Here is a 26464-nt window from a genome sequence, read left to right as displayed (position 1 = left end):
TACGACCCGCTTACTGCTGCCGGCTCAGTTCGCGCGCCGCGTGGTCGATCACGTCGGCGATCGCGGCCGCATGCGATACCGGTGCGAGGTGGCTCGACGCCATCGGCACGACTTTCGCGCCCATCCGGTCGGCCATGAATTTCTGCACGTCCGGCGACACCGCGCGGTCTTTCGTCGTCAGCACGTACCATGACGGCTTGTCTTTCCACCCGACCTGGCTGACCGTTTCGCTGAACGCCTTCGAGGCGATCGGCACTTGCGCGGTGGCGAGCACGCGCGTCACGTTCTCGGGCACATCCGCGGCGAAGTCGGTGTGATAGCGCGAGCGGTCCAGCCACAGGAAGCCGCTCGGGTCCGTGATCATGGCCTGGCCCGCGGGCATCGGCGGGGCGCGCTTGAGCAGGTCCATCGCCGATTCGCGCAGCTCGGGCGCGATCGCGGCGACATACACGAGGCCCGCGACGTTCGGCTCGTTCGCGCCGACTTCAGTGATCACGACGCCGCCCCACGAGTGGCCCACCAGGATGGTCGGACCGTCCTGGCGCGCGAGCACGCGGCGGGTTGCGGCGACATCGTCGGCGAGCGACGTCAGCGGGTTCTGCACCGAACTCACGTGATAACCCTTCTGCTGCAATTTCGCGACCACGCCGTTCCAGCTCGACCCGTCGACGAAAGCGCCGTGGACCAGCACGACGTTGCGCACCGGTCCGGTCATCGGCGCGGCGGCGGGTCCGGCTGCTTTGCCGGGTGCGGCGGATGTGGAGGTTGGCCCCGCGGGTGCGGTGGGTGCGGTGGCGGGCGCTTCGGATGAAGTGGCCGCGCTGCCAGGCTCGTTGGCCGGCGCCGTCGTGGGGGCGGCGGTTTGCGCGAAGGCGGCGACCCCAGCGAAACAGAGATACAAAGCACAAGCGCAAAGCAGACGTTTGGGCGACATGTTGAATCTCCGCAGGCAGAAAACTCGACTAAGGGAACATACCGAAGCCCCACGCGAGTGACAATCTTTATCCGCGCCGTTAAGTACGGCGCAGAACCAACGCGGGTCTATCCCAGTATTTGGGTAATATCGGTCGGGGTAAAATACAAAGTTTTGCCGGGCCGGGCCATAAGTCCGACCGGGTGATCGAAAACCATACACTGGGGCGCAAGTTGAATAGTGCACAACAGCAAGACGGCCTGAAGCGCGGGCTCAAGAATCGCCACATCCAGTTGATCGCGCTGGGCGGCGCGATCGGCACCGGCCTGTTTCTCGGCTCCGCCAGCGTGTTGCAGGCGGCGGGGCCGTCGATGATTCTTGGCTACGCGATCGGCGGCATCATCGCTTTCATGATCATGCGACAGCTGGGCGAAATGGTTGCGCAGGAGCCGGTCGCCGGCTCGTTCAGCCATTTCGCGTACAAGTACTGGGGCGACTTTCCCGGCTTTCTGTCCGGCTGGAATTACTGGGTGCTGTACGTGCTCGTTAGCATGGCCGAGCTGACCGCGGTCGGCACCTATGTGCATTACTGGTGGCCGGGCGTGCCGACGTGGGTGTCGGCGCTGGTGTGCTTCGCCGGCATCAACGCGATCAATCTGGCCAACGTCAAGGCATACGGCGAAACCGAGTTCTGGTTTGCGATCATCAAGGTGGCGGCGGTGATCGGGATGATCGTGTTCGGCGGCTTTCTGCTGATCAGCGGTCACGGCGGCCCGCAAGCGTCGATTACCAACCTGTGGAGTCATGGCGGCTTTTTCCCGCACGGGTTTCATGGGCTCTTCATGATGCTCGCGGTGATCATGTTCTCGTTCGGCGGGCTGGAGCTGATCGGCATTACGGCGGCTGAGGCCGCCGAGCCGCAGAAGAGCATTCCGAAGGCCGTGAACCAGGTGATCTACCGGATTCTGATTTTCTACATCTGCTCGCTGGCGGTGTTGCTGTCGTTGTATCCGTGGAACGAAGTGGCCGCGGGTGGCAGTCCATTCGTGATGATCTTCTCGCAAATCGGTTCTACGCTGACCGCGAACGTCCTCAACGTAGTGGTGCTGACGGCGGCGCTGTCGGTGTACAACAGCGGCGTGTATGCGAATAGCCGCATGCTCTACGGCCTCGCGGAGCAGGGCAATGCGCCGCGCGCCCTGATGAGGGTCGACCGGCGCGGTGTGCCCTATATGGCGATCGGTTTGTCGGCGCTCGCCACGTTCACCTGCGTGATCATCAACTACCTGATTCCGGCCGAAGCGCTCGGCCTGCTGATGGCATTGGTGGTCGCGGCCCTGGTGCTGAACTGGGCGCTCATCAGCCTGACGCACCTGAAGTCGCGCAAGGCGATGGTGGCCGCGGGCGAGACGCTCGTGTTCAGATCGTTCTGGTTCCCGGTGAGCAACTGGATCTGCCTCGCGTTCATGGCGCTGATCCTTGTGATTCTCGCGCTGACGCCCGGTCTGTCGGTTTCAGTGTGGCTCGTGCCGGTATGGCTGCTGGTGATGTGGGGCGGTTACGCGCTCAAGCGCCGGCGCGCGGTGTTGCATCAGGGTGCGCGAGTGGTGGGGCAGTAAGGGCACGTATGTGGTCTATTCGACCCGTTTGGGTCGGCCGCGTCTGCTGTTCCATGGCGTAGTCAGCGTCGTGCTTCACTCAGTTAGGCGGCGGCCGGCCACAATCGGGCGGTGGCCAGTTTGGCGGTCCCTTGTCGTCGTGGTCGTGCGGAGGCGGTCCGGGAGGACGGTCCGAGTTTGAGGGAGGTGGGCCGGGCGGATGATCTTGACATGGCGGAGGCGGTCGATTGGCCGCATCGCCGGAATTCGCTTGCGCGTGCGCCGTCAGAGAGATGCTGAGTGCCCATGCGCTCAGGGTGAGCGCTACGAGTCCAGATTTCATCTGCCAGTCCTTGTTCGAACGTCGCCGACACGACGATATTGAGGACGATACCTTTTGCAGAGTGATATTCGGCTGCCGTAAGCTTTCGGAAGTTGCGTCGCGGTTGGGCTCTCCCGGACATGACATACAAACGTGTTTCCTCTATCGAGGAGTGCGGAGTATCTCCTGTCGGAGAAGCCCAGAAACGAGGCAGATACCACCATAAATACCGCCCGATACGACCGGCTGTCGACCGGTCAATCCGGATCGCCGAAGCATAAAAAACCCCGTAAGACCGTGATCTTACGGGGTTTTTGGAATGCCGCGGCTCTTGCCGGAACAACTGTTGGTGCCCAGGGCCGGAATCGAACCGGCACGCCTTGCGGCGGGGGATTTTGAGTCCCCTGCGTCTACCAATTTCACCACCTGGGCAGGTCTTACAGCGCACGCGTCAGAACATGGCGCGCGGCGGAGACGGAGATTATGGCCGAAAATCCGGCGACCGGCAAGCCGCTTGCTTCGGGCCGCCGCGACGCCGTCAAACCGTGCGGGAAAACCGTTCGAGTGTCTGCTGGCCGAGGTAGCGATCAAATACCATCGCGATGTTACGCACCAGCATGCGTCCGGCCATCTGCACGTCGAGTCGGCCGGCGTCGATCGATACCAGTCCGTCGCGCTCGAAGCCGCGCAAACGCTCCAGCTCCGGCTCGAACGTATCGGCGAAGCGAATGCCGTAAGCGGCTTCGAATTCATCGAAGCGCAATGTCAGATTGCACATCAACTGCGTAATCACGTCGCGCCGCAGACGGTCGTCGGCGCTGAGCCGTACGCCGCGTATGATCGCGAGTTGGCTCGCGTCGATCGCCGCCGCATAGGCGGGCAGGTCCTTCGCGTTCTGCGCGTACACGTCGCCGACCTTGCCAATCGACGATGCGCCGAAGCCGATCAGATCGCATTCCGCGCGTGTGCTGTAGCCCTGGAAATTGCGATGCAAAGTGCGCTGCGCTTGCGCGCGGGCGAGTTCATCGGTTGGTAGTGCGAAGTGATCCATGCCGATATAGACATAGCCCGCGTCCGTCAGGCGTTCGACCACCCGTTGCAGCAGCGCGAGCCGCTCTGCCGGCGACGGCAGCGTGGCCGGGTCCATCTGACGTTGCATCTTGAAGAGCTGCGGCATGTGCGCATAGGCGAATACCGACAGTCGATCGGGCGCGAGGTCGAGCATCAGGTCGAGAGTGCGGCTGAAGCTGTCGACCGTTTGATGCGGCAGGCCGTAAATCAGATCGACGCCGATCGAATGAAAGTCGTTGTCGCGCGCTGCCTGCATTACCGAGGCGGTCATCTCGAGCGGCTGTATGCGGTTGATCGCTTGTTGCACGATCGGATCGAAGTCCTGCACGCCGAGGCTCAACCGGTTGAAGCCGAGTGCGCGCAGATGCGCGATGGTGTCGGGCGATGCTTCGCGCGGATCGACCTCGATCGAACATTCGGCTTGGGCGTCGGGTAGCAACGTGAAGTGCTCGCGCGTGGCCGCCATCAGTTCGGCCATTTCGCCGTGCGACAGAAAAGTGGGCGTGCCGCCGCCCCAATGCAGTTGCGACACCGGACGCCGCGTGTCGAAACACGCTGCCTGCAACGCGATTTCCCGCTTCAGCCGATCGAGGTACGGCCGTGCATGCGCGCGGTTTTTCGTGATGACCTTGTTGCAGCCGCAGTAGAAGCACACGGTGTCGCAAAACGGAATGTGGAAGTACAGCGAGAGGTCGGTCGCGGCCGCGCCGGGGTCGCCGGCGGCGCGTGCATAGTGGGCGGGGTCGAACGTGTCGTGGAACTGCAGCGCGGTCGGATAGGACGTATACCGTGGACCGTTTGCGCTGTATTTGGCGAGCAGGTCGGGGCGAAATAGCGTGTCGGCGAGGGTCATCAGGGGCTCGAGTCGGTTGGCCGCCGTGGCAGAGGCCACCGCCGGCGGAGTTCGCCAGCCAGGATCGAACAGCGCGGATGCCTCTTCAGCGGGGCCTTTCGGTGCCAACGAGTTTAAGTGAGCGATCGTCGGCCGGATTGCGTAAAAAGGTCGCATGAATGCAATGGCACAATGCGGGTCTGGCAATGCGTCGCCTGTTTCTGAGATCAGGAAGAATGTCGTGAGTGATGTGTTTCAAAGCGTGCCTCAAAGCGTGTCCGAAAGCATGCCCCGAAGCGTGTCCGAAAGCGCGCCCCGAAGCGTGTTCCAAAGCGCGCCGAAAAGCGCGCCGTCAAGCGCGGTGGAGCGCGAATCCCCGTTTCATGTTGCGGGGCATGCTTGCCGCCCCGATTGCGGCGCGTGTTGTATCGCGCCGTCGATTTCGAGCCCGATTCCTGGCATGCCGCACGGCAAGCCCGCTGGCGTGCGCTGTGTGCAACTCGGCGACGATCTGCGCTGCGCGATCTTCGGCCAGCCGCAGCGGCCGGCGTGCTGCTCGGGTCTGCAACCGCAGATGGAAATGTGCGGCACGAGCCGTGGCGAAGCGCTCGCGTGGCTGACGCAGCTTGAAGCGCAAACTCAACCGCAAGTCCAACCGCAAGCGGCGCCGCGCTAGTCTGCGAGTCCGCTCGCATGTCAATCCCATGCGCGACGCGATTTGTATCCGTTCAAACCGACACCCATCGAACATCGAACCACCCAGCCGCATGTCAGAACCGGCTTCCACAGCAACCATCTTGCATGGGACTAGAGTAGGTGCTTTGCATGGGATCGGAGTAAGTGCTTTGCATGGGACCAGAGTAAGCGCTGAAGCGCTAACTCTGGCCGACAGCTGAAGCGCTGACTCTGGCCGACAGCTGAAGCGCTGACTCTGGCCGACAGCTAAAGCGCTAACTCCAACCGACACAGGAGATTTCGCATGACTCGACTCACCGCGCCGGCCCGGCGCCGCTTTCTGCACGCAGCGCTGACCGGCTGTAGCGTGCTCGGCATCACGGTGTCGCTCGCGGCCTGCGCGACGCCGATTTTTCCGTTCATTCCGTCGCACTACACGTTCTCGCGGCAGCAGGTGCAGGACGCGGTGCAGCGCAAATTCCCGTATCAGCGCACGGTCTCGCAGGTGTTCGACGTCGCGCTGACCAATCCGGTGGTCGGCTTTCTGCCCGACACGAATCGTGTTTCGGTCAAGCTCGACGCGCGCTTCGCGAGCCCGTTCATGCCGCAGCCGGTCGACGGCGTTTTCACGCTTTCGAGCGAACTGGCCTACGACGCCGCCAGCCGGTCGGTCGTGCTCAAATCGCCGAACGTCGACAACGTCAGCGTGAGCGGGCAGGCGCAGGCGTACACCCAGCAGATCAGCGCGGCGGCGGCGCTGATCGCGCAGCAATTGCTGACCAACTATCCGATCTACACATTCAAGCCCGACCAGCTGCAATTTGCCGGCGTGAATTACGAACCCGGTACAATCACCATCCTTACAAACGGCATACGCGTGCAGATCGTCGAAAAATGACGCAGCGCGCGGCCGGCAGGGCCGCGCATGCATGTCATTGGTCGTGCCGGCCCTGTTCGTTCCGACAATCAATCACGATAAGGGGCAGGGATGGATTGGCTACTGGCTGGCAAGGCGCTGATTCTGGGCGTGGTCGAAGGGTTGACGGAGTTTTTGCCGGTGTCGAGCACCGGGCATCTGATCGTCGTCGGCAGTCTGCTGAATTTCTCCGACGAACACGCGAAAACCTTCGACGTCGTGATCCAGCTCGGTGCGATTCTCGCCGTGTGCTGGGAGTTTCGCCGCCGCATCAGCAGCGTGGTGGCTGGCTTGCCGAGCCGGCCCGAAGCGCGTCGCTTCACGCAGAACGTGATCGTCGCGACGATTCCGGCTATCGTGCTTGGCTTGCTATTCGAAAAGACCATCAAGGCGGCGTTGTTTTCGCCGGTGCCGGTCGCGTTCGCGCTGGTGGCAGGCGGCGTCGTGATTCTGTGGGCGGAGGCCCGGCAGCGCGCGCAGGGCGACGCAGCGATACGGGTGCGCAACGTCGACGATCTGAACGCGCTGGATGCGCTGAAGGTCGGCCTCGCACAGTGTTTCGCCCTGATTCCGGGCACGTCGCGCTCGGGCGCGACGATCATCGGCGGGATGCTGTTCGGGCTGGAGCGGCGCGTCGCCACGGAGTTTTCGTTCTTCCTCGCGATTCCGATCATCTTCGGCGCGACCGCGTACGAGCTGTACAAGGACTGGCATCTGCTGTCCACCGACGCGCTCGGCAGTTTCGCGCTCGGCTTCGCGGCGGCGTTCGTCAGCGCGTTCATCTGCGTACGCTGGCTGTTGCGCTATATCGCGTCGCACGACTTCACCGCGTTCGCGTGGTATCGGATCGGCTTCGGGCTGTTGATCCTGCTGGTCGGCTATAGCGGCGCGTTGAGCTGGACCGATTGAGTTCGTGCGTGGCGTTGCCGCAATGAAAAAAGGTCCGCGTTTGCGGACCTTTTCGTTATCGGCGGGGCAATGGTCGCCGCGTGGTGTTACACGGCGCCGCGCTTGCGGAACACCAGATCCCACACACCGTGCCCAAGCCGCAGCCCGCGGCGCTCGAACTTGGTCACCGGACGGTAGTCGGGGCGCGGCGCATAGCCGTCAGCGGTGTTTTGCAGCGCCGGTTCGGCGCCAAGCACCTCGAGCATCTGTTCGGCATAGTTCTGCCAGTCGGTCGCGCAATGCAGATAGGCGCCCGGCTTGAGGCGCGAAACCAGCAGTGCGACGAACTTCGGCTGGATCAGCCGGCGCTTGTGGTGACGTGCCTTGTGCCAGGGGTCCGGAAAGAAGATATGCACGCCGTCGAGGCTGTCCGGCGCGATCATCTGTTCGAGCACTTCGACCGCGTCGTGCTGAATGATGCGGATGTTCGACAGCGACTGCTCGCCCATCAGTTTCAGCAGCGCGCCCACACCCGGCTCATGCACTTCGACGCCGAGAAAATCGTCGTCGGGACGGTGCGAGGCGATTTCCGCGGTGGTCGCGCCCATCCCGAAACCGATTTCCAGCACGCGCGGCGCGGCACGGCCGAACACGCTGTTCCAGTCGGGTTGCTGCGGCGCGAAGGGCACCACGAAACGCGGGCCGAGTTCGTCCATGGCGCGGCGTTGGCCGGTCGATACGCGGCCGGCGCGCGTGACGAAGCTGCGGATGCGGCGCAAGTGCAGCGCTTCTTCTTGCGGCGCGTGGTCGCCGGCGGGGTGGGCTGTGGCTTCGCCGGAGGGCGCCGGAAGTTCGTCCGGCAGTCCGGTGTCGTTTGGATCGTGGATCATCGTCGATGCTGCTACAAGGGTGAGGGCTGCGCGGCTTGCGTTGCGTGCCGTAGGGCGCCTATGCGTGCTTACGGGCAGGGACCGCGAACGGCGCGCCCGGTGGGCGCTGCGCTTGCGCGCTGTGCTGGCAATTCCGTTGTGCTTGCCTTGCGCGCTTTACCTGCGATTCAATTCGCTCCGCCAGAGCGCCGCCACTACAAAAAAGCCGCCTTCATGGAGGCGGCTCGTACTGGATTGCGCTGAAAGCTCAGCCGGAAAGTATCTGGAGCGGGCGATGGGAATCGAACCCACGGCTCTAGCTTGGGAAGCTAGGGTATTACCATTATACGACGCCCGCAGAGCGCACAATTTTACTCGGGAAAGGGCGTTTAGCGCAAATCGCGCCGTTCCTGTCCGCTGAAGGGCCGCACGCGTTCAGATCACGAAGTAAGTCAGTTGCACGGCCGCGCGTGTGACGACCATCAGCAACACTTGCACGATCACGAACAGCAGGATCGGCGAAAGGTCGATCCCGCCGAGCTGCGGCATCACACGGCGCAGCGGATTCAGAAACGGCGCGGTCAGTTGATACAGGATCGGCATGGCCGCCGAACGCGGATTGAGCCATGACAGCAATGCCATCAGGATCGTCATCCAGATGATCAGATTCAGCGCCCACTTGATCACAGTCAGCACGGCGACGATCAGCAGCGTCGGCAGCAGCGTGAGCGGATCGGCGCCGGTCAGCACCACCATCAGCACCACATACAGGATCGCCGCGATCAACGCCGCGACGAGGCTCGCCCAATCGATGCTGCGCGTGCTCGGCAAGATACGCCGCAGCGGCAGCACGAACCAGTTGGTGGCTTGCAGCACGGCGTTCGTCACCGGGTTGTAGGGCGGCATGCGCACGACCTGCAGCCAGGCGCGCAGCAACAACGCCGCGCCGAACAGCGTGAAGATGGTATTGAGCAGAAAACGGGCGATATCGCCAAACATCTCGTGTCCTTATGCTTCGGATGACGGCCGCCGATCGGCCGCGGGTGCCGGCGTCGACCGATGGGTTGCGCGCCGGCGGTTCATTGGGATTGCATGCGCCTTCTCGCGGCAGGGCGCCTCACGCATCGTCTCAAGCGGCCGCGCGATAACTCGTGCGGTGGTTTGCGCCGGGCTCGCGCGTTGGTTGATGAAATGGTTTTCGACCTGGCTTCGGCGATTCGCTGAATGACACACCGCCATGTCGATTCCGTCCGCTCGGGCTCACGCGGATATTTTGATTTCGCTGATCAGGATCGTGCCGTTGCCACCGTCGGTGTAGTTGGGGATGTCCGCCATCAGCTGCTCGGACGCCGGCTTGAAGACCTTGTAGAAGTCGTCCGCACTATCGAACACGAAGTGGCCCGCGGCCACATACGGCGGCGGCGTTCCAGGCGGCCCGGCGTTGATGCCCACATCGACCGACCAGCCCCTCAGCGTTGGCCCGAACAGCTTCGCCGCCAGCGGCATGTGCGTGACGCAGTAATAGTCCACGTCGAAGTGGCCGTTTTCCCGATACGGATAGAGGATGCTGACCTTGATCATTGTGCGTTCTCGTCTGTTGATCCCGAAGCGCGGCGCCCGCGGATTGCGCGCGGCGCCGGACGTCACATTATCACGCGTTACTTGACGCTTGCACCTGCCGCAGCCTGATTCAGCGACCGATTCAGCGATTCTTCCACGACCTCGGCGATCGCTCCAATTGCGGCGGGCGGTGTCGCGCGGCGTTCGGCGAGTCCCACCGCGCGTCGCGACAACAAGCCGTACAGCGCGGCGTGGTCGCCGCCGAGGCCTTCCAGCAACGCCAACTGCTTTTCGACGACGCCGGTATCGCCGCGCGACACGGGGCCCGCGAGCGCGTTGGGCAAGCCCTTGTCACGCGCGGTTTCGATGGTGCCGGCGAGCATCGGCAGCAGCGCGCGCAGCGCGTCGTCCTCGGCAAACCCCAGTGTGCGCCACAGCGCGACGCATTCGGCGAGGTTGCACAGCGCGAAGCTGGCGGCATAGTGCGCGGCGGCGTGATACAGCATGCGGCCGCCCGCCGGAATCGACAGCGGATGGCAGCCCAACGCGACGGCCAGCGCGGTCAGCGTGTCCTTCAAGGCGCCGTCGGCCTCGATCGTCACCGAGCAGCCGGCGATCCGCTCGAGGTCGGCGAGGTCTCCGCCAAAGAGGTAGAGTGGATGAAATCCTCCGATTGAAGCCCCTTGGTCCCGCGCCGGCGCCAGCAGTTCGACCGGCGACGCGCCGCTGCAGTGCACCAGCGCCTTGCCATGCGCGCTGGCGGCGTCCGGGCCAAACCGCAAAGTGTGCGCTGACGTACCGATGCTGTCGTCGGGAACGGCTAAAAACACGATATCGGCGGCGTCGACGACCAGCTGTGGGTCGTCGGATGCCGCGCACTGTCCGATTTGACTGGCAAGCCGGCCGGCCGAGGCCGTCGAGCGGCTTGCCACCGCCGAGACCGGATAACCGGCGCGTGAAAAGCCCAGCGCAAGACATCGCGCGAGCCTGCCCGCGCCAATAAAACCGAGGCGCGGCAGAGAGGACTGAGACATGGTTGCGTGCTCCAGACGGAACATTTGTACGGGGAAAGCAGAAGTATCGCGCATCCGGCTGGTCGTGGCGTGTCTGGCGCCGGCCTTGCTCTGACCGGATTGCGCGCCACATGGTGCGTGCAGGCTGTCAACCGGCGGCACGCCGCCCGCCCGTCGGTTTGGAGACTGCGCACAATTCTTGATGAGCCGGTTTTGGCAGTTGCTGTTTCTGGGTACTTCGTTTCGCAATCAGATTCGGGAGGTTCAAAAATGAGTATTTTTTCTTACCGAAAACACTTGCGCTTCCTCACACCTGCACAGCGCCGTCGCTGGTGGGACCAGAAAAAACGCTTGAGGCCGCGCGTGCATATCAGCGGGGCCTACGTGCCGCCCAATGTGTCCCGCGAATTTACGTATGTGAAGGTCGGCTGAGCGACCGATGTTCACGCATGAGACGATGCCCAGCGCAATTTGCTGGGCATTTTTAATTGGGCACTTCATTCGCGCCGTCAGCATTGAAGCTAATTTGTAATCAAAGATTACCGAAAAGTACGCGCTAGAGACCGCAATCCGGTCAAGCGGACCATTCGCGTCCACTGAGTCCCGTGAAGCCTTTGATTCTCAGCCTGTTTCGCTGTGGCCGCGAGGCCTGCCGCGCTTGCGCCGACAATGGTCTATTGCCGCGCATTGCAATTTGCAACAAATGCGCACAGATAGATCCATACATTTTCGATACATTGAGTCAGTAGCATGCAATGCATGTGAAAGTCGGCGACCTCGGCAGGCCGCGCTAGGAGAATAGAAGTGAAAAAGATCGTTCCGTTTGTCGTTGCCGCAGCACTTGGCCTGGGACTGGCCGGCGCGGCTCAAGCGCACGTTTCCGTCGGTATTGGTATTGGGGTGCCGGTCGCGCCAGCGTATCCGGTATATGCGCCGCCGCCGGTCTATTACGCCCCGCCGGCGCCCGTCTACTACGCGCCGCCGCCGGTCGTGTATGCGCCGCCGCCCGCTGTCGTGGTGGGGGGGTATTACGGCGGCTATGGCCGTCCTTACTATCACCACGGCTACTACCGCGGTTACTACGGCCACGGCTACTATCGGCGCTGATCGCGGCAGACGAGGTTCAGGATGACGACGGCGTAACACCGGCTTGATCGCCGGGTTACGCCGTTTCTTATTCTGCGCACCACGCCTGGCATTCCAAACGGTTGACGAAGCTGGGAGAATGGCCGTTTCGCCACCGCTCTGGAGAGTTTCGCCGATGCAAGCGCTTCCCGCTCCCACTTTCGACGACGTGCTCGACGCCGCCGCGCGTCTCGAAGGCGTCGCCCATCGCACTCCCGTCCTGACGTCGACCACGGTCAATGAACGTACGGGCGCGTCGGTGTTCTTCAAGTGCGAAAACTTTCAGCGCATGGGCGCGTTCAAGTTTCGCGGCGCTTATAACGCGATTTCGCATTTCGACGCGGAGCAACGCCAGGCGGGCGTGCTGACGTATTCGTCCGGCAATCACGCGCAGGCGATTGCGCTGTCGGCCCGCCTTGCCGGGATTCGCGCGACGATCATCATGCCGCACGACGCTCCCGCGGCCAAAGTCGCGGCCACCAAAGGCTATGGCGGTGAAGTGATCACCTACGACCGCTACACGGAGAATCGCGAGGAGATCGGCCGGCGGCTCGCCGAAGAGCGCGGCATGACGTTGATTCCGCCTTACGACCATCCGCATGTGATCGCAGGACAGGGCACCGCCGTTAAAGAGCTGATCGATGCCACCGGCCCGCTCGACGTGCTGGTCGTGTGTCTCGGCGGCGGCGGATTGCTCAGCGGCAGCGCTTTGTCCGCGGCGGCTTTGAGTCCCGCGTGCACGGTGGTCGGCGTCGAGCCGGAGGCGGGCAACGACGGCCAGCAGTCGCTCGCACGCGGCGAGATCGTGCATATCGACACGCCGCGCACGATCGCCGACGGCGCCGCGGCGACGCATCTGGGCGACTACACGTTCGCGATTATCCGCAAGCTGGTGGCGCGAATCGAAACCGTCAGCGACGAGCAATTGATCGAGACGATGCGCTTTTTCGCGCAGCGCATGAAGGTGGTGGTCGAGCCGACGGGTTGCCTTGCCGCCGCGGCGGTGCTCAACGGCATCGTGCCGGTGAAGGGCAAGCGCGTCGGCGTGGTGGTGAGCGGCGGTAACGTCGACCTGGCGAAGCTCGCGCAGTACCTCGCCTGAGCGAACACAGCGAACACGGCTCGCTCCCCGCGAGCCGTTTTTCCGTCAGCTCGCAACGTGCGTGGCCTGCACGATCAGGTCCTGGTATCCGTTGACGATCACGCTGTACGAGAAATACGCGAACAGCAGCGCCGACACCACGTGACAGGCGCGCAGCAGACCGGCGCCCGCGCGCTTGCGGCCGTGGCTGCCGAGCCCGCAGATGAAGATCGTCCAGCACAGACCGCCGAGAAAGAAGCCGCCGAGGAAAATCAGCGCCGTCTTCGGGCTGGTGGCGCCGGCCTTTGCGATCAACGCGCCGCCGACGGCCGCGAACCACAGAATCGCCGACGGCGACGACACCGCCAGCAGCACGCCGCGCAAGAAACCCTGCCATGCGGACTGATGCGGCGCGTTGGTGGCGCCTTCGCCGGCAACTGCCGGCGCCGCGGCCGGGAACAGCGCTTCGCGCGCCATCTTCCATGTGAGGAAGAGCAGGATCGCCGCGCCGCCGATCCACACCACCCAGCGTACCGATTCGAACTGCAGCAGCGCGGCCATGCCCGCGAGCGCGAGCGCCGCGTAGATCAGGTCGCCGACGCACGAGCCGAGACCCAGCCAGAACCCCGGCTTGAACCCGTGCGACAGTGTCAGCGAAATCATCGCCACGTTCACGAGACCGATATCGAGGCACAGCGACAACGACAGGAAAAATCCGTCCGACATCATTGAAAAGGCATGCATTCGGGCAACTGCTCCGTCAGTCTTGTTTTTGATCTTGCCGCACGGTTTGCCTTACAGGCCCAACTCGTTCCACAAGGTATCGACACGCTGTTTGACCGCGTCGTCCATCACGATCGGGCGGCCCCATTCGCGGTCGGTTTCGCCGGGCCATTTGTTGGTCGCGTCGAGCCCCATCTTCGACCCAAGGCCGGCCACTGGCGACGCGAAGTCGAGATAGTCGATCGGCGTGCGATCCACCAGCACCGTGTCGCGCGCCGGGTCGATGCGCGTCGTGATCGCCCAGATCACTTCCTTCCAGTCGCGGATGTTGACGTCCTCGTCGACCACCACGATGAACTTGGTGTACATGAACTGCCGCAGGAAGCTCCACACGCCGAACATCACGCGTTTGGCGTGGCCGGGGTAGCTCTTCTTCATCTGCACGATCGCCATCCGGTAGCTGCAGCCTTCGGGTGGTAGATAGAAGTCCGTGATCTCGGTGAACTGTTTCTGCAGCAGCGGCACGAACACTTCGTTCAGTGCGACGCCGAGCACCGCGGGCTCGTCGGGCGGTTTGCCGGTGTAGGTGGAGTGGTAGATCGCGTCGCGCCGCATCGTAATGCGCTCGACCGTGAAGACGGGGAACCACTCCTGTTCGTTGTAGTAGCCGGTATGGTCGCCGTATGGGCCTTCGAGCGCGTGTTCGTACGCCGCCGACGCGCCCTTGACCGGACGCGGCGGCGCGCCCGCCGGCGCCGGCTCGGGCGCGCCTTGCTGCGGATAAATGAAGCCTTCGAGCACGATTTCGGCACGCGCGGGCACCTGCAGGCCGTCGACGCCCGGCGTGATGCACTTCGCAAGCTCGGTGCGCCCGCCGCGCAGCAGTCCGGCGAACTGGTATTCGGACAGCGTATCGGGCACCGGCGTGACCGCGCCGAGGATCGTGGCCGGGTCGGCGCCCAACACCACGGCCACCGGATATGGCTTGCCGGGATTGCGTAGCGCGAATTCGCGGAAATCGAGCGCGCCGCCGCGATGCGCGAGCCATCGCATGATCAGTTTGTTACGTCCGATCAGTTGCTGGCGATATATGCCCAAATTTTGTCGACTCTTGTTCGGGCCTTTCGTGACGGTCAGGCCCCACGTAATCAGCGGACCCGCGTCGCCCGGCCAGCAGGTCTGGATGGGCAGTTTTGCGAGGTCGACGTCCTGGTCTTCCCAGACGATTTCCTGGCAGGGCGGCGCGCTGACCGTTTTGGGCGCCATGTCCCACACCGCCTTGGCCAGTGAAAACAGCTTGCCCGCGTCCTTCAGGCCCTTGGGCGGCTCCGGCTCCTTGAGCGCGGAGAGCAGGCGGCCGACGTCGCGCAGCGACTCGAGCGCGGCGTCATCGCCTTCGCCCGCCTGCGCCTCGACCCCCATGCCGAGCGCGACGCGGCGAGGTGTGCCGAACAGGTTGCCGAGAACCGGGAACGCATGCTGCGCCTTGCTTTCAAACAGCAACGCCGGGCCGCCGGCGCGCAGCACGCGGTCGCACAGTTCGGTCATTTCCAGGATGGGCGAGACGTGTTGTGGCACGCGGCGTAGTTCACCGATCGCTTCGAGACGGCCGACGAAATCGCGCAGGTCTTTGTATTTCATCTGGTGCGGGTCAGTGCCGCATGAGCGGCAAAAGGAAACGGCGGGAACGGCGCGGCAGGCTTCGCGGCGCCAAAACGATTGTCGATTTTACCTGCGTTGGCTACCGCACGTAGATCAACCAAATGGTCGAAGGCTGAACGGGGGAGGAAGACCCGCTAAAACGCGCGTGCGCCGCCGCTCTCGGCCGATTGGGCACCCGTCATAATTACAAATAGTTATAAATTTAAGATTTCATAGTGTTGACGATCTATAAAACCCTGCATAAAATCGGCCCACATTAGTTGCAGGGCGTGAACCTTTTTACCACCGCCCCAGGTCCCTTTCGACGCAACGCGTCGCCCGCTTTACCGACCCTGCACGGTATTTGTCGGTCAAATTGAAGTCCCTGCCAGCGCCAACTGACGCTGGTTTTTCGCGTGGGAGCCAGCGTCTGCATGTATGCGGGCGCTTTTTCAGGACGGCTCCCCACAAACGGTATTTGCCGTTTTCCCGACGTCGCCGCTGCTCTAACCAGACAGAGCGGGCGATGTCTTGACTCTGCGAACGTGTAGTGCCGCCGTTTTCTTCGGGCGGGGTTCGCGGATCATGCAACATGGGAGATCTGAATGAACGCCTGGTTATCGTGGCGTCCCGATGAGCGAATCGCGCAGGTAGTGCGTGGTGTGCTGCGTCGCGGGACGCGAATGAGTCATCACCTGTTCAGCATCGTCGGCGGCATCGCTGTCGTGCTGGCAATCGCACTGTGGCTGATGCCCTCCTGGCGCGGCGTGCTGGCCGCCCGGCTGATGCCGGTCATTTCCGCCGCCGTGCAGGCGGGTCCCGCGCGCCTGCTGCAGGGCCACCCGCTGCCGTCTTTCGCGCCGTCGGGCAGCGCTGGCGCGCCCGCCGACGAGTCGCTGTCGGCCAATTCGCCGGGCAGCACCAGCATCGACACCTCAAGCGGCGCGAACAACGCCATCACTACCTTGACCGCGAGCAACACCAGCTTCGATAACGCGTTCGACAAGTCCGGCTCGGCCGGAATGGGCATCGCCGCGCTCAACGGTCTCGACCCGCGCACCATGCAAAGCGTTAACGCGCTGGCGCGGCTGATTCCGGCGCAGCGCGTATCGGCCGACGCACGCGATGACCGCGTGCTGGTATCGAGCCGCGAGCAGGATCTGGTCGGGTCGTACCTGGCGCGGCGTTATCGCGTCGCTCAGGAGCCCGTCAGCGAACTCGTGAAGGCGGCGTTCGACACAGGCCGCGAAGTCGGTCTCGATCCGCTTCTGCTGCTGTCCGTGATGGCGATCGAATCGGGCTTCAACCCGTATGCCGAGAGCGGCGTGGGCGCGCAAGGTCTGATGCAGGTGATGTCCAAAGTTCACTCGGACAAATTCCAGTATTTCGGCGGCCAGAGCGCGGCGCTCGAACCGGTCGCGAACATCAAGGTGGGCGCGCTGGTGCTGAAGGATTGCATCGCCCGCGGCGGCTCGCTGCCCGGCGGCTTGCGCCTGTACGTCGGCTCGAGCTCGCAGGACGACGGTGGCTACGGCGCCAAGGTGATGGCCGAGCGCGGCCGTCTGCGCGACGTGGCGCATGGCCGCAAGGTGCCGATCAATGCGCCGCAGGCGCCGGTTCTGACCGCGTCGACCAATCCGGCGGCGGTCGCTGCAAGCAGTGGCAAGCGTGTGCAGGTGACGCTCGAAAGCGGTCATTCGCTGGGCGCGACCAACTCGATCAAGACGCCGGCTTCCGAGCAGGACGACGCCGGCAATGGCGCGACGAAACACGTGGCATCGGCCTCGGAGTTGGGCGCTTGAGATCTCGCGGCGTGACGCTGGTCATGTGATACAAGACCGGTCGCTATAAAAAAGGGACACCATGAGTGTCCTTTTTTTACGTCTGATGGTTGGTTGTCCGACGGTCGTGAGAGCGCCGGCGCGCTGCTCCCCAAGATAGCGGGCCGCCCACTGACGGGTCCGTCAATGCCGCCCAAACAGCTTCGCTAGCCGTTCGACCGCCTCTTCAAGCTTCGGATACGCGGTGGCGTACGACAAGCGGATGTACTCCTTCGGCGCGTGCGTGCCGAAATCCATGCCCGGCACTAGCACCACGCCCGCATCGTGCAGCATCGCGCTGGTGAGCGCCGCGCTGTCGCCGGCTGCCTCATGCGCGACGGTGCGGCAATCGGCATATACGTAAAACGCGCCGTCGGGCATCACCGGCACCGCGAAGCCCAGCGATTCCAGCGCCGGCGCAATGAAGTCGCGGCGGCGCTTGAACTCCAGACGGCGGGCTTCGTAGATCGCGATGGTGTCCGGTTCGAAACAGGCGAGCGCCGCATGCTGCGCGAGCGCCGACGCGCAGATGAACAGGTTCTGGGCGAGCTTTTCGAAAGCGCTGACCATGCCGGGCGGCACCACCAGCCAGCCCAGACGCCAGCCGGTCATGTTGAAGTACTTCGAGAAGCTGTTGACGGTGATCACGTCGTCACCGAACGAGAGCGCTGACACGGGCTTCGCGTCGTAGCTCAAACCCTGATAGATCTCGTCGACGATGGTAAAGCCGCGACGCGCACGCACCGCCTTGACGATGCGCTCGAGTTCGGCGGGTTCGATCGACGTGCCGGTCGGGTTCGACGGCGACGCGAGCAGTACGCCACGAGTGCGCTCATTCCACAGGCGCTCGACATCGGCGGCGGTCAACTGGAAACGCTCGGCCGGGCCGCTTGGCACCATCACCGGCCGGCCTTCGGCGGCGATCACGAAATGACGGTTGCACGGATAGCACGGATCGGGCATCAGCACTTCGTCGTCGCGATCGACCAGCGCTGCGCAGGCCAGCAGCAATGCAGCCGAGGCCCCCGCGGTGACGACGATCCGCGCCGGATCGACGCTGACGCCATAGACCGCGGCGTAGTGCGCCGAAATCGCTTCACGCAGCGCATGCAGGCCGAGTGCGCTTGTGTATTGCGTGACGCCACGGCGCAGCGCGCCGGCCGCGGCTTCGATGACCGGTTCCGGCGCGGTGAAATCGGGCTCGCCGATTCCCATGTGAATGATGTTGCGTCCGTCGCGCTCGAGCAGCGCGGCCTCCTTGGCCAGTTCCATCACGTAGAAAGGCTGGATGGCGTCGACGCGAGCAGCAAGCCGCACCAAGGGTTCGGTCACGGAGTTCATACAATCAAATCCAGTTCAGAAGCAAAAGCGGGACGGTGTTCGCGCATGGCTCGATGCGCGCTACGCCGTCCTTGCAAGCGGTCCGGTGGCCGCGTTAGGCGCGGCGCATGACACCACCCTGACGCGTCATGCGCGTGGCGCTCAGCGCTTGCGCGCCGCCTGCGTTTCGGCCACGCGCAGTTGCGCGGCGAGTTTGTCCAGCACGCCGTTCACGTACTTGTAGCCGTCCGCGCCGCCGAACGTTTTGGCGAGTTCGACCGCCTCGTTGATGACCACGCGATACGGGATATCGACGTGATTCTTCAGCTCGAACGCGGCGACCAGCAGCACCGCGCGTTCGACCGGTGAGAGCTGGTCGATCGGGCGGTCAAGACACGGAGCGATGTCGGCGGATAGCGCCTCCGAATCGCGGATCACGCCATGCAGCAGGGCGTCAAGGTGCTCGTGGTCGGCTTTGTCGAAGCCTTGCGCACCGCGCAGTTGCGCATCGATCTCACCGCTGGACGAACCCGACAGCAACCACTGGTAAAGCCCCTGCGTGGCAAGTTCACGGGAGCGTCGGCGTGCGCTCTTCATGCCTGTTCCTCGTCTTCGTCTTCGTCTTCTTCTTCATAGTCGCCGCCGAGTTGTTCGAGCGCGACGGCGAGGTTCGCCATTTCGACGGCCACGCGTGCTGCGTCACGCCCCTTCTCGGTCATGCGAGCGACAGCTTGCTCGTCGTCCTCGGTGGTCAGCACGGCGTTCGCAACCGGAATGCCGAAGTCGAGGCCAATGCGCGTGATGCCCGCGCCGCTTTCGTTCGACACCAGCTCGAAGTGGTACGTCTCGCCGCGAATCACCGCGCCAAGTGCGATCAGTGCGTCGAATTGCGCGCTTTCCGCAAGCTTTTGCAGCGCCAGCGGGATTTCCAGTGCGCCCGGCACCGTGACGAGCAGTACGTCCTGGCCGGTCACGCCGAGGCGTTCGAGTTCTTCGATACAGGAGTCCGCGAGGCCGTTGCAGACGGGTTCGTTGAAGCGCGCCTGGACGATGCCGATGCGCAGTCCGTCGCCGTCGAGATTCGGTTGGTATTGTCCGATTTCCATGTGAATTCCGTAGTGTTTGAGTGGGCGCTGAGCGCGTGAATGGTCGGATCAGCCTTGCGGGACCTGCGCGATACTGCCAGGCATGGGTATGAAGCCGGTGACTTCGAGCCCGTAACCCGACATGCTGCCCAGCTTGCGCGGGTTCGACAGCACCTGCATCTTGCCGACACCGAGCTCGCGCAAGATCTGTGCGCCGATGCCGTACGTCTTGAAGTCGACCGGCCGGCGTTTGAGCGCGTCCGCCTTTTCCTTCGAGTCGAACGCCTTGAACACGTCGATCAGATGCTCTTTCGAGTCTCCGCAATTCAGCAGCACGATCACACCGAGGTCGCGTTGGGCGATCTCTTTCATTGCCGCGTCCAGCGTCCACGAGTGAGTCGATTCGCCGACTTCGAGCAGATCCAGCACCGACAGCGGCTCGTGCACGCGCACCGGCGTGTCCTGCTCCGGGCTCGGCGTGCCGCGCACCAGTGCGATATGCGGCTGGCCGCTCGGCTGGTCGAGATACATGACCGCGCGAAACGCGCCGTGCGCCGTCTGCATGGTGCGCTCACAAATGCGCTCGACGATCGATTCGGTGCGGCTGCGATAGTGGATCAGATCCGCGATCGTGCCGATTTTCAGACCGTGTTCCCTGGCGAACTCCATCAGGTCCGGCAGGCGCGCCATCGTGCCGTCGTCCTTGATGACTTCGCAGATCACCGCAGCCGGCGTCAAACCGGCCAGCGCGGTGAAGTCGCAACCCGCCTCGGTATGGCCGGCGCGCACCAGCACGCCGCCGGGCTGAGCCATGATCGGAAAGACGTGGCCCGGTTGCACGATGTGCTCGGCCTTGGCATCCGCTGCGACCGCCGTGGCGATCGTGCGGGCGCGGTCGGCCGCCGAAATGCCGGTGGTCACGCCTTCGGCCGCTTCGATGCTGACCGTGAAGGCCGTTCCGTATTGCGTGCCGTTGCGGTAGGTCATCAGCGGCAGGTTCAGCAGCTTGCAGCGTTCCTGCGTGAGCGTCAGACAGATCAGGCCGCGACCGTAGCGGGCCATGAAGTTGATCGCTTCCGGCGTAACGAACTCGGCGGCGATCACGAGGTCGCCCTCGTTTTCGCGGTCTTCTTCGTCGACGAGGATCACCATCCGGCCGGCTTTGAGTTCGGCAATGATCTCTGGAGTGGAGGCGAGCGTCATGTTGGCGAGATTTTCGGGAAAGCGCGTATTTTACGCCACGCGCGAGTCCAAGTCGCCTCCGCCGAATGGCATCGGCCGTTTGGCCGACTGGCGGCGCGCCATCCGCTCTTGTTATGCTGGCAAAACGATGGCTGCATGAACCGGCTGAAAGCGGCAGGGCGCCGCCGTCAGCCCATGCATGGCAGGCGTCGCGGACGGTTATTTCGGCGCGTTCAGCATGCGCTCCACATACCGCGCGATCAGATCGATCTCCAGATTCACCCGCGTGCCTTCACGCAGATGCTTGAGCGCGGTCACGTCGACCGTGTGCGGGATCAGGTTGATCGAGAACTCGCAACCATCGTCGCGATCTTTGATCGAGTTGACGGTCAGGCTCACGCCGTTGACCGTGATGGACCCCTTGTACGCGAGGTAGCGGCCGATCTCGCGCGGCGCGAGCACGCGCAGTTCGTGCGATTCGCCGACCGGCGCGAAATGCGTGACCGTGCCAAGACCGTCCACATGGCCGGAGACGATATGGCCACCGAGCCGGTCGTGCGCGCGCAGCGCTTTCTCGAGATTGACTTCGCCGGGTTCGCCAAGGCCCGCCGTGCAGTTCAGACTTTCGCGCGACACGTCGACTTCGAACGAATGGTCGGTTTTCGCGACCACGGTCATGCAGGCGCCCTGGATCGTGATGCTGTCGCCGAGCTGCACGTCGCCGAGGTCGAGCCCGCCGGCTTCCACGTTCAGGCGCACGCCTGCGTCGCCGTGCGTGCCCAGCAGCTTGACTGATTCGATGCGGCCCACTGCCGCGACGATTCCTGTGAACATCGTGCTAATCCTTTCAATTCGAAACGGGAGGGTGCGGGAAGTCGGCCCCGACTTTGGAGGCGGCCAGCGGCGCGAAGCGCGCGAGGATCCGCAGATCGTCGCCGATCCGGTCGACCGCGTGGAAATTCAGTTTGACACGGCCTTCGAGCGTTTCAGGCGCGCCGAGGTTGAACATGCTCATCGAATCCATGCCGAGCAGACTCGGCGCGAGATACACGAGCAATTCATCGACGCAGCCTTCGCGCAGCAGCGAGCCGTTCAGCTTGTAGCCCGCTTCGACGTGCAGTTCGTTCACATTGCGCTCGCCGAGCACTTTCAGCACGCGAGGCAGATCGACCTTGCCGGCTTCGTTGGGCAGCGGGACGATCTCGGCGCCGCGGTCGCGCAACGCGCTGGCGCGATCGGCACGCCCCTGATCGAGATGGCCGCAGAAAATCAGCGTGGGCGCGCCGGCCAGAATGTGCGCATCCGGTGGCACCTCGAGCTGGCTATCGATCAGCACGCGGTGCGGTTGGCGCGGCGTGTCGACGTCGCGTACCGTCATGCGCGGATTGTCTTCCCTGACGGTGCCGATGCCGGTCAGAATCGCCGACGCGCGAGCGCGCCATGCGTGACCGTCGGCGCGTGCCGCCGCGCCGGTGATCCACTGGCTGACGCCCGACGGCAAGCCGGTGCGGCCATCCAGCGAGGCCGCCACTTTCATGCGTACCCAGGGGCGGCCGCGCGTCATGCGCGACACGAAGCCGATGTTCAGTTCGTGTGCCTCGTTGGCGAGCAGCCCACAACGCACTTCGATGCCGGCGTCGCGCAGCATCGCGAGGCCACGGCCCGACACCTGCGGATTGGGATCTTCCATCGCCGCGACCACACGGGCGACCTGCGCTTCGATCAGCGCGTTCGCGCACGGCGGCGTGCGGCCGAAGTGGCTGCACGGTTCGAGCGTCACGTAGGCGGTGGCGCCGCGCAGATCATGGCCGCGCGAGCGCGCGTCCTTCAACGCGCGAATCTCCGCGTGATCCTGGCCGGCCGGTTGCGTGAAACCTTCACCGATTACCTCGCCGTTCTTGACGAGCACGCAACCCACGCGCGGATTCGGGTCGGTGTTGTACATGCCGCGCCTGGCCAACGCCAACGCGCGTTCCATATGGACGAAGTCGGTTTGTGAAAACATCGGGGTCCGGTCGGGTACGGTGGCTAGGCTGGGTTGAGCTTCGGCTTCGGTTGCGGCGGTAGTCGCGTCATGCCGGCATCAGGCCGCGAGCGACGCGAACGCGCCGCGCGCCGCGTCGATCGTGGCGTCGATGATCGCATCGTCGTGTGCGATCGAAACGAAGCCCGCCTCATACGCCGACGGTGCGAAGTAGACGCCCGCGTCGAGCATCTGGTGGAAGAACGCGTTGAAACGCGGCACGTCGCTCTGCGTGACTTCGGCGAAGCTGGTCGGGATCGACTCGGTGAAGTAGAGGCCGAACATGCCGCCAAGCGAATCGGCCGCGAACGGCACGCGGGCTTCGCCGGCAACCTGCGCGAGACCTTGCACGAGACGCCTCGTGCGCGCGGCGAGCGTGTCGTAAAAACCCGGCGCCTGGATCAGTTGCAGCGTCTTCAGGCCCGCGGCGACCGCGATCGGATTACCCGACAGCGTGCCCGCCTGGTAGACGCCGCCGAGCGGCGCGAGGTGAGCCATGATGTCACGCCGTCCGCCGAAGGCCGCCGCCGGCATGCCGCCGCCGATCACCTTGCCCAGACACGTCAGGTCCGGCGTGATGCCGTAGACCTGCTGCGCGCCGCCGAGCGCGACGCGGAAACCGCACATCACCTCGTCGAAAATCAGCACCGAGCCGTACTCGGTGCACAGACGCCGCAACGCTTGCAGGAATTCGGGTGTCGCGCGCACGAGGTTCATGTTGCCCGCGACCGGCTCGACGATCACCGATGCGATCTCGTTGCCGAATGCCTTGAACGCCGCTTCCAGTTCGGCGACGTTGTTGTATTCGAGCACGGTGGTGTGCTTCGCGATATCCACCGGCACGCCCGCCGAAGTCGGATTGCCGAAGGTCAGCAGGCCCGAGCCGGCCTTGACCAGCAGGCTGTCCGCGTGACCGTGATAGCAGCCTTCGAACTTGACGATGCGGCTGCGGTTCGTGAAGCCGCGAGCGAGACGCAGCGCGCTCATGGTCGCTTCCGTGCCGCTCGATACCATGCGGACCTGTTCGATCGAAGGCATCAGCTTGCAGATTTCTTCGGCGATCTGCACTTCCGACTCGGTCGGCGCGCCGAACGAGAAGCCGTTGACCAGCACGCGCTGCACCGCTTCGAGCACTTCCGGATGAACGTGGCCGAGGATCATGGGACCCCACGAGCCGATGTAGTCGATGTAACGCTGGCCGTCCGCGTCCCAGAAGTACGGGCCTTGCGCGCGCTCGATGAAACGTGGCGTGCCGCCGACGGAGCGGAATGCGCGGACCGGCGAGTTCACGCCACCGGGGATAGTGCGTTGCGCGCGGTCGAAGAGGAGTTCGTTTTTGGACATGGCGATGGCTGGAATAGGGGTTGCGCAGCGGCGCAGACTGCCCGTGGGCGATTCGCGCGATGCTGGGATAGATGGGGAAATTGTACCGGACTCGGCGTCGGCGGGTTTTGCGGCTGGCCCTGTGGGGATGGCGTTCGGCTCAACTTTTTCAAGCTTTCAGCGCGCGCTTCGTGGTCTTCGTCTGTGCCTTGGCGGCCGCGGTGTTTTTCATTGCGGTTCTGCTGGCGGGCCTCGTCGGCGGTTCGCTGGCTGTTCCCGGCTTCGTCTCTGGGGGACTCGCGGCCGCGCGTTGTGCCGCGGCCGCGTGAGCCGTGACTTTGGTCGAACGCGTGGGGCTGGTCGGCGTGTCGGGCTTCGGCGGCTTGCGCTTGCCGGTGAGTTCGGCCCAGCGCTTTTCCAGCGCACCTTCGGCGATCGGCTTGATGACCGTGCCCGAACTCTGCGCATCCCATGTCTGCACGGAGAATGGATGCGTGCGCAACATCTCGCGTGGAATCACCGGCGCTTCATGCGCGTCGACGAGCCAGTCGTACACGAAGTCGATGCAGAGGCGGTAGCCGCGTTTCGTCGCTGGGTCGGGCACCTCGTACGGTGCGCGCGTCACGTAGCCGGAGCCGAAAATGCCTTTCGGTTGCTGGGCGACGCGATGCAGGAACACCCGATCGCCCGGCACGATGCCGCGCGCAAATCCGCAGCCCCACACGTCGGTCACCGCGACGCCCGCGGCGACGCGTTTCGCCACGTCGGGCAACTCGGGCCACGGCCATTTTTTGGGGCTCCAGATCAGCAGGAATGCGGTCATTGCATGCTCGAAACAGGATGGAAGGGGGAGGGGCCGCGAAGGCCCGCGCGTCGCTCAAAGGTTCAGGCGGCAGCTTAACCGATCGACGCCGCAAGTGCCGCGAGCTGTCGACGTCGCTGGCAATCATGCACGCAAACGGGTCGGGCGTGTCGAGCGCGGCGCGCCTGACGGATGCAGCGGGCGCGGCACGCGTACTCGAGTGGACTAACCGTCGCGTACAATCGAACGCGTCAAGTCGCTGCTTGCCCCGTTCACCCCGTACCGCCGCCGATGACGGCGCGGTGCGTCATCCGGATCTCCCATGTCTCACGTCGTTAGAAGCCGGCCGGATGGCCGGCTGATTCTGTTGCTCGGTGCGCTTGCCGCATGCGGGCCGATTTCCACCGACATGTATTTGCCGAGTCTGCCGTCCATCGCGCAGGCTTTCACAATCAGCACCGGTGCCGCGCAGGCGACGCTCACCAGTTTCATGTTCGGCTTCTCGATCGGCATGCTGTTGTATGGTCCACTGTCGGATACGTATGGCCGCCGGCCGGTGCTGCTCGGCGGCATTGTCATGTATGCGCTGGCAAGCGTGGCGTGCGCGCTGTCGTTCTCGATCGGCTCACTGGTGACGTTCCGCTTCGTGCAGGCGCTGGGCGCGGGCGCGGCGTCGGTGCTGGCGCGCGCAATCGCACGCGACGCGCACAGGCCGACCGATGCCGCCCGCGTGCTGTCGATGCTCGCGATTGTTACGGCGATCGGTCCGTTGCTCGCGCCGCTGATCGGCGGACAGTTGCTGCTGCTCGGCGGCTGGCGCGCCGTCTTTGTCGTGCTGACGCTGTTCGGCTCGGTATGCGCAGTAACCGCGTTTCTCAAGGTGCCGGAAACGTGGCCGCGCGAAAAGCGTGCGCAGTCCGCCTTGCTGAAATCGTTTGGCGCTTACGGCAAGCTGCTGAGCGATCCGGTTGCCTGGGGACACATGTTGTGCGGCGGCATGGCGTTCGCGGCGATGTTCGCGTACATCACCGCGACGCCGTTCGTGTACATCGAGTATTTTCACGTGTCGCCACAGCACTACGGCTTCCTGTTCGCGTTGAATATTATCGGCATCATGTTCGGCAACTTCATGAATACGCGTCTCGTCGGCCGGCTCGGCGCGTTGCCGATGATTTCCTTTGCGGCAACCGTCAGTTTCGTTGCGTCGCTGTTCGTGTGTGTCGTGTCGCTGACCGGATGGGGCGGGCTGTGGTCGATCGTGTTCGGCCTGTTTTTCGTGGTCGGGGTGGTAGGCCTGTTGTCCGCCAATTGCACGACCGATCTGATGCACCGCTATCCGTCGAATGCCGGCGCCGCGGCCGCCGTGTTCGGCGCAGTGCAACTGGCGCTCGGCGCGTTGGCGAGCCTCGCGGTCGGACTGTGGCACGACGCCTCGCCGAGAGGCATGGGTATCGTCGTGGGCGTCGCGGGGTCGTTGTGCTATGTCGGGCGGATGCTGGTTCTCCGGTGGCACGCGAACAAGGCGCCGCCGGTTGCCGCATCCTGAAGCCGTCGCAGGCGTATGCAATGGCGGCGGCGCCGGTCTCGCGGCACCGCCACCGACGCTCGATACGGCGTACCTACGGAAAACACCAGGTGTTGCGTGCGCGCTACCGTGCGTACCAGATTGCGTTGCTATGATG

Annotated in this window: 25 protein-coding genes and 2 tRNA genes; 9 read left to right on the top strand and 18 right to left on the bottom strand. The window is 64.1% G+C overall.

The window, feature by feature from the left end:
* Positions 1–10 precede the first annotated feature (10 nt).
* Positions 11–934 carry an alpha/beta fold hydrolase gene (locus BN2475_RS12640; protein ID WP_094779842.1) on the bottom strand — a complete coding sequence of 308 codons (924 nt, stop codon included), beginning with the start codon at positions 932–934 and terminating at the stop codon, positions 11–13.
* Positions 935–1146: 212 nt separating this feature from the next.
* On the opposite strand from BN2475_RS12640, the gene BN2475_RS12635 reads away from it, so the two are divergent.
* Positions 1147–2532: an amino acid permease gene (locus tag BN2475_RS12635; protein WP_094779877.1), complete on the top strand. Its 1386-nt coding sequence runs from the start codon at positions 1147–1149 to the stop codon at positions 2530–2532.
* Positions 2533–3180: 648 nt separating this feature from the next.
* Here the strand turns inward: BN2475_RS12635 and BN2475_RS12630 are convergent.
* Both BN2475_RS12630 and hemN read right to left on the bottom strand, forming a co-directional pair.
* Positions 3181–3265, bottom strand: a tRNA-Leu gene (locus BN2475_RS12630).
* 106 nt (positions 3266–3371) lie between these two features.
* Positions 3372–4757, bottom strand: coding sequence for an oxygen-independent coproporphyrinogen III oxidase (gene hemN, locus BN2475_RS12625; protein WP_094779876.1), 1386 nt, complete (start codon positions 4755–4757; stop codon positions 3372–3374).
* A gap of 340 nt (positions 4758–5097) precedes the next feature.
* Between hemN and BN2475_RS12620 the strand changes: the two genes are divergently transcribed.
* The 3 genes from BN2475_RS12620 to BN2475_RS12610 all read left to right on the top strand — a co-directional run bounded on the left by BN2475_RS12620 (position 5098) and on the right by BN2475_RS12610 (position 7236).
* Positions 5098–5412 (top strand): YkgJ family cysteine cluster protein, encoded by a 315-nt coding sequence (locus BN2475_RS12620; RefSeq protein ID WP_094779875.1) that lies wholly within the window; start codon positions 5098–5100, stop codon positions 5410–5412.
* A gap of 303 nt (positions 5413–5715) precedes the next feature.
* Positions 5716–6309, top strand: coding sequence for a DUF1439 domain-containing protein (locus BN2475_RS12615; RefSeq protein ID WP_094779841.1), 594 nt, complete (start codon positions 5716–5718; stop codon positions 6307–6309).
* A gap of 90 nt (positions 6310–6399) precedes the next feature.
* Positions 6400–7236 carry an undecaprenyl-diphosphate phosphatase gene (locus BN2475_RS12610; RefSeq protein ID WP_094779840.1) on the top strand — a complete coding sequence of 279 codons (837 nt, stop codon included), beginning with the start codon at positions 6400–6402 and terminating at the stop codon, positions 7234–7236.
* An 86-nt stretch (positions 7237–7322) separates the two neighbouring features.
* On the opposite strand, the gene trmB is transcribed toward BN2475_RS12610, so the two are convergent.
* The 5 genes from trmB to BN2475_RS12585 all read right to left on the bottom strand — a co-directional run bounded on the left by trmB (position 7323) and on the right by BN2475_RS12585 (position 10678).
* Positions 7323–8105, bottom strand: coding sequence for a tRNA (guanosine(46)-N7)-methyltransferase TrmB (trmB, locus tag BN2475_RS12605; RefSeq protein ID WP_094779839.1), 783 nt, complete (start codon positions 8103–8105; stop codon positions 7323–7325).
* Between the two features lie 263 nt (positions 8106–8368).
* Positions 8369–8442 (bottom strand) — tRNA-Gly (locus tag BN2475_RS12600).
* A 77-nt stretch (positions 8443–8519) separates the two neighbouring features.
* Entirely contained in the window at positions 8520–9083 is a 564-nt protein-coding gene (locus tag BN2475_RS12595; RefSeq protein WP_094779838.1) for a YggT family protein, read from the bottom strand.
* A 261-nt stretch (positions 9084–9344) separates the two neighbouring features.
* Entirely contained in the window at positions 9345–9665 is a 321-nt protein-coding gene (locus tag BN2475_RS12590; RefSeq protein WP_094779837.1) for an EthD family reductase, read from the bottom strand.
* Positions 9666–9742: 77 nt separating this feature from the next.
* A complete protein-coding gene (locus BN2475_RS12585) occupies positions 9743–10678 on the bottom strand; it encodes a Rossmann-like and DUF2520 domain-containing protein (protein ID WP_094779874.1) in 936 nt (311 codons plus the stop codon).
* A 6-nt stretch (positions 10679–10684) separates the two neighbouring features.
* Here BN2475_RS12585 and BN2475_RS33555 point away from each other — a divergent pair, with 6 nt between their 5' ends.
* The 3 genes from BN2475_RS33555 to BN2475_RS12575 all read left to right on the top strand — a co-directional run bounded on the left by BN2475_RS33555 (position 10685) and on the right by BN2475_RS12575 (position 12884).
* The gene (locus tag BN2475_RS33555; protein ID WP_143325778.1) at positions 10685–11089 is read left to right on the top strand and encodes a hypothetical protein; all 405 of its coding nucleotides are present in this window, start codon (positions 10685–10687) and stop codon (positions 11087–11089) included.
* Positions 11090–11461: 372 nt separating this feature from the next.
* The gene (locus tag BN2475_RS12580) at positions 11462–11764 is read left to right on the top strand and encodes a hypothetical protein (protein ID WP_094779836.1); all 303 of its coding nucleotides are present in this window, start codon (positions 11462–11464) and stop codon (positions 11762–11764) included.
* A gap of 154 nt (positions 11765–11918) precedes the next feature.
* Positions 11919–12884, top strand: coding sequence for a threo-3-hydroxy-L-aspartate ammonia-lyase (locus BN2475_RS12575; protein WP_094779835.1), 966 nt, complete (start codon positions 11919–11921; stop codon positions 12882–12884).
* Positions 12885–12929: 45 nt separating this feature from the next.
* Here the strand turns inward: BN2475_RS12575 and BN2475_RS12570 are convergent, their stop codons facing one another.
* Both BN2475_RS12570 and BN2475_RS12565 read right to left on the bottom strand, forming a co-directional pair.
* Positions 12930–13607 carry a LysE family translocator gene (locus BN2475_RS12570; protein WP_094779834.1) on the bottom strand — a complete coding sequence of 226 codons (678 nt, stop codon included), beginning with the start codon at positions 13605–13607 and terminating at the stop codon, positions 12930–12932.
* Positions 13608–13658: 51 nt separating this feature from the next.
* Positions 13659–15227 carry a UbiD family decarboxylase gene (locus BN2475_RS12565; RefSeq protein ID WP_094779833.1) on the bottom strand — a complete coding sequence of 523 codons (1569 nt, stop codon included), beginning with the start codon at positions 15225–15227 and terminating at the stop codon, positions 13659–13661.
* Between the two features lie 605 nt (positions 15228–15832).
* On the opposite strand from BN2475_RS12565, the gene BN2475_RS12560 reads away from it, so the two are divergent.
* The gene (locus BN2475_RS12560) at positions 15833–17029 is read left to right on the top strand and encodes a transglycosylase SLT domain-containing protein (RefSeq protein WP_094779832.1); all 1197 of its coding nucleotides are present in this window, start codon (positions 15833–15835) and stop codon (positions 17027–17029) included.
* 162 nt (positions 17030–17191) lie between these two features.
* Here the strand turns inward: BN2475_RS12560 and BN2475_RS12555 are convergent, their stop codons facing one another.
* The 8 genes from BN2475_RS12555 to BN2475_RS12520 all read right to left on the bottom strand — a co-directional run bounded on the left by BN2475_RS12555 (position 17192) and on the right by BN2475_RS12520 (position 24803).
* Complete coding sequence (locus BN2475_RS12555; RefSeq protein WP_094779831.1) at positions 17192–18388, bottom strand: pyridoxal phosphate-dependent aminotransferase; 1197 nt, start codon at positions 18386–18388, stop codon at positions 17192–17194.
* A 141-nt stretch (positions 18389–18529) separates the two neighbouring features.
* Positions 18530–18964 carry a transcription antitermination factor NusB gene (gene nusB / locus BN2475_RS12550; protein WP_094779830.1) on the bottom strand — a complete coding sequence of 145 codons (435 nt, stop codon included), beginning with the start codon at positions 18962–18964 and terminating at the stop codon, positions 18530–18532.
* Positions 18961–19473, bottom strand: coding sequence for a 6,7-dimethyl-8-ribityllumazine synthase (gene ribH, locus BN2475_RS12545; protein ID WP_094779829.1), 513 nt, complete (start codon positions 19471–19473; stop codon positions 18961–18963). The genes nusB and ribH overlap by 4 nt, the downstream gene beginning before the upstream one ends.
* 48 nt (positions 19474–19521) lie before the next feature.
* On the bottom strand, positions 19522–20655 hold the full coding sequence (gene ribBA / locus BN2475_RS12540; RefSeq protein ID WP_094779828.1) for a bifunctional 3,4-dihydroxy-2-butanone-4-phosphate synthase/GTP cyclohydrolase II: 1134 nt from the start codon (positions 20653–20655) through the stop codon (positions 19522–19524).
* Between the two features lie 198 nt (positions 20656–20853).
* On the bottom strand, positions 20854–21468 hold the full coding sequence (locus BN2475_RS12535) for a riboflavin synthase (protein ID WP_094779827.1): 615 nt from the start codon (positions 21466–21468) through the stop codon (positions 20854–20856).
* A 13-nt stretch (positions 21469–21481) separates the two neighbouring features.
* On the bottom strand, positions 21482–22639 hold the full coding sequence (gene ribD, locus BN2475_RS12530) for a bifunctional diaminohydroxyphosphoribosylaminopyrimidine deaminase/5-amino-6-(5-phosphoribosylamino)uracil reductase RibD (protein WP_094779826.1): 1158 nt from the start codon (positions 22637–22639) through the stop codon (positions 21482–21484).
* A 78-nt stretch (positions 22640–22717) separates the two neighbouring features.
* Entirely contained in the window at positions 22718–24001 is a 1284-nt protein-coding gene (gene hemL, locus BN2475_RS12525) for a glutamate-1-semialdehyde 2,1-aminomutase (protein ID WP_094779825.1), read from the bottom strand.
* Between the two features lie 148 nt (positions 24002–24149).
* Positions 24150–24803 (bottom strand): hypothetical protein, encoded by a 654-nt coding sequence (locus tag BN2475_RS12520; protein ID WP_245841293.1) that lies wholly within the window; start codon positions 24801–24803, stop codon positions 24150–24152.
* 301 nt (positions 24804–25104) lie between these two features.
* Here BN2475_RS12520 and BN2475_RS12515 point away from each other — a divergent pair, with 301 nt between their 5' ends.
* Positions 25105–26328: a Bcr/CflA family multidrug efflux MFS transporter gene (locus tag BN2475_RS12515; RefSeq protein WP_094779824.1), complete on the top strand. Its 1224-nt coding sequence runs from the start codon at positions 25105–25107 to the stop codon at positions 26326–26328.
* Positions 26329–26464 lie beyond the last annotated feature (136 nt).

The sequence above is a fragment of the Paraburkholderia ribeironis genome, assembly GCF_900019265.1.
GTDB lineage: Bacteria > Pseudomonadota > Gammaproteobacteria > Burkholderiales > Burkholderiaceae > Paraburkholderia > Paraburkholderia ribeironis.
The sequence above is the reverse complement of the archived record's forward strand: the minus strand, read 5'-3'. Positions and strand labels throughout refer to the sequence as shown.

What these genes read in the sequence shown, in the direction of transcription:
- BN2475_RS12640 (WP_094779842.1), bottom strand. Translation starts at nt 934, where the DNA reads ATGTCGCCCAAACGTCTGCTTTGCGCTTGTGCTTTGTATCTCTGTTTC.
- hemN (WP_094779876.1), bottom strand. Translation starts at nt 4,757, where the DNA reads ATGACCCTCGCCGACACGCTATTTCGCCCCGACCTGCTCGCCAAATAC.
- BN2475_RS12615 (WP_094779841.1), top strand. Translation starts at nt 5,716, where the DNA reads ATGACTCGACTCACCGCGCCGGCCCGGCGCCGCTTTCTGCACGCAGCG.
- BN2475_RS12610 (WP_094779840.1), top strand. Translation starts at nt 6,400, where the DNA reads ATGGATTGGCTACTGGCTGGCAAGGCGCTGATTCTGGGCGTGGTCGAA.
- trmB (WP_094779839.1), bottom strand. Translation starts at nt 8,105, where the DNA reads ATGATCCACGATCCAAACGACACCGGACTGCCGGACGAACTTCCGGCG.
- BN2475_RS12595 (WP_094779838.1), bottom strand. Translation starts at nt 9,083, where the DNA reads ATGTTTGGCGATATCGCCCGTTTTCTGCTCAATACCATCTTCACGCTG.
- BN2475_RS12590 (WP_094779837.1), bottom strand. Translation starts at nt 9,665, where the DNA reads ATGATCAAGGTCAGCATCCTCTATCCGTATCGGGAAAACGGCCACTTC.
- BN2475_RS12585 (WP_094779874.1), bottom strand. Translation starts at nt 10,678, where the DNA reads ATGTCTCAGTCCTCTCTGCCGCGCCTCGGTTTTATTGGCGCGGGCAGG.
- BN2475_RS12575 (WP_094779835.1), top strand. Translation starts at nt 11,919, where the DNA reads ATGCAAGCGCTTCCCGCTCCCACTTTCGACGACGTGCTCGACGCCGCC.
- BN2475_RS12570 (WP_094779834.1), bottom strand. Translation starts at nt 13,607, where the DNA reads ATGCATGCCTTTTCAATGATGTCGGACGGATTTTTCCTGTCGTTGTCG.
- BN2475_RS12565 (WP_094779833.1), bottom strand. Translation starts at nt 15,227, where the DNA reads ATGAAATACAAAGACCTGCGCGATTTCGTCGGCCGTCTCGAAGCGATC.
- BN2475_RS12560 (WP_094779832.1), top strand. Translation starts at nt 15,833, where the DNA reads ATGAACGCCTGGTTATCGTGGCGTCCCGATGAGCGAATCGCGCAGGTA.
- BN2475_RS12555 (WP_094779831.1), bottom strand. Translation starts at nt 18,388, where the DNA reads ATGAACTCCGTGACCGAACCCTTGGTGCGGCTTGCTGCTCGCGTCGAC.
- nusB (WP_094779830.1), bottom strand. Translation starts at nt 18,964, where the DNA reads ATGAAGAGCGCACGCCGACGCTCCCGTGAACTTGCCACGCAGGGGCTT.
- ribH (WP_094779829.1), bottom strand. Translation starts at nt 19,473, where the DNA reads ATGGAAATCGGACAATACCAACCGAATCTCGACGGCGACGGACTGCGC.
- ribBA (WP_094779828.1), bottom strand. Translation starts at nt 20,655, where the DNA reads ATGACGCTCGCCTCCACTCCAGAGATCATTGCCGAACTCAAAGCCGGC.
- BN2475_RS12535 (WP_094779827.1), bottom strand. Translation starts at nt 21,468, where the DNA reads ATGTTCACAGGAATCGTCGCGGCAGTGGGCCGCATCGAATCAGTCAAG.
- ribD (WP_094779826.1), bottom strand. Translation starts at nt 22,639, where the DNA reads ATGTTTTCACAAACCGACTTCGTCCATATGGAACGCGCGTTGGCGTTG.
- hemL (WP_094779825.1), bottom strand. Translation starts at nt 24,001, where the DNA reads ATGTCCAAAAACGAACTCCTCTTCGACCGCGCGCAACGCACTATCCCC.
- BN2475_RS12520 (WP_245841293.1), bottom strand. Translation starts at nt 24,803, where the DNA reads ATGACCGCATTCCTGCTGATCTGGAGCCCCAAAAAATGGCCGTGGCCC.
- BN2475_RS12515 (WP_094779824.1), top strand. Translation starts at nt 25,105, where the DNA reads ATGTCTCACGTCGTTAGAAGCCGGCCGGATGGCCGGCTGATTCTGTTG.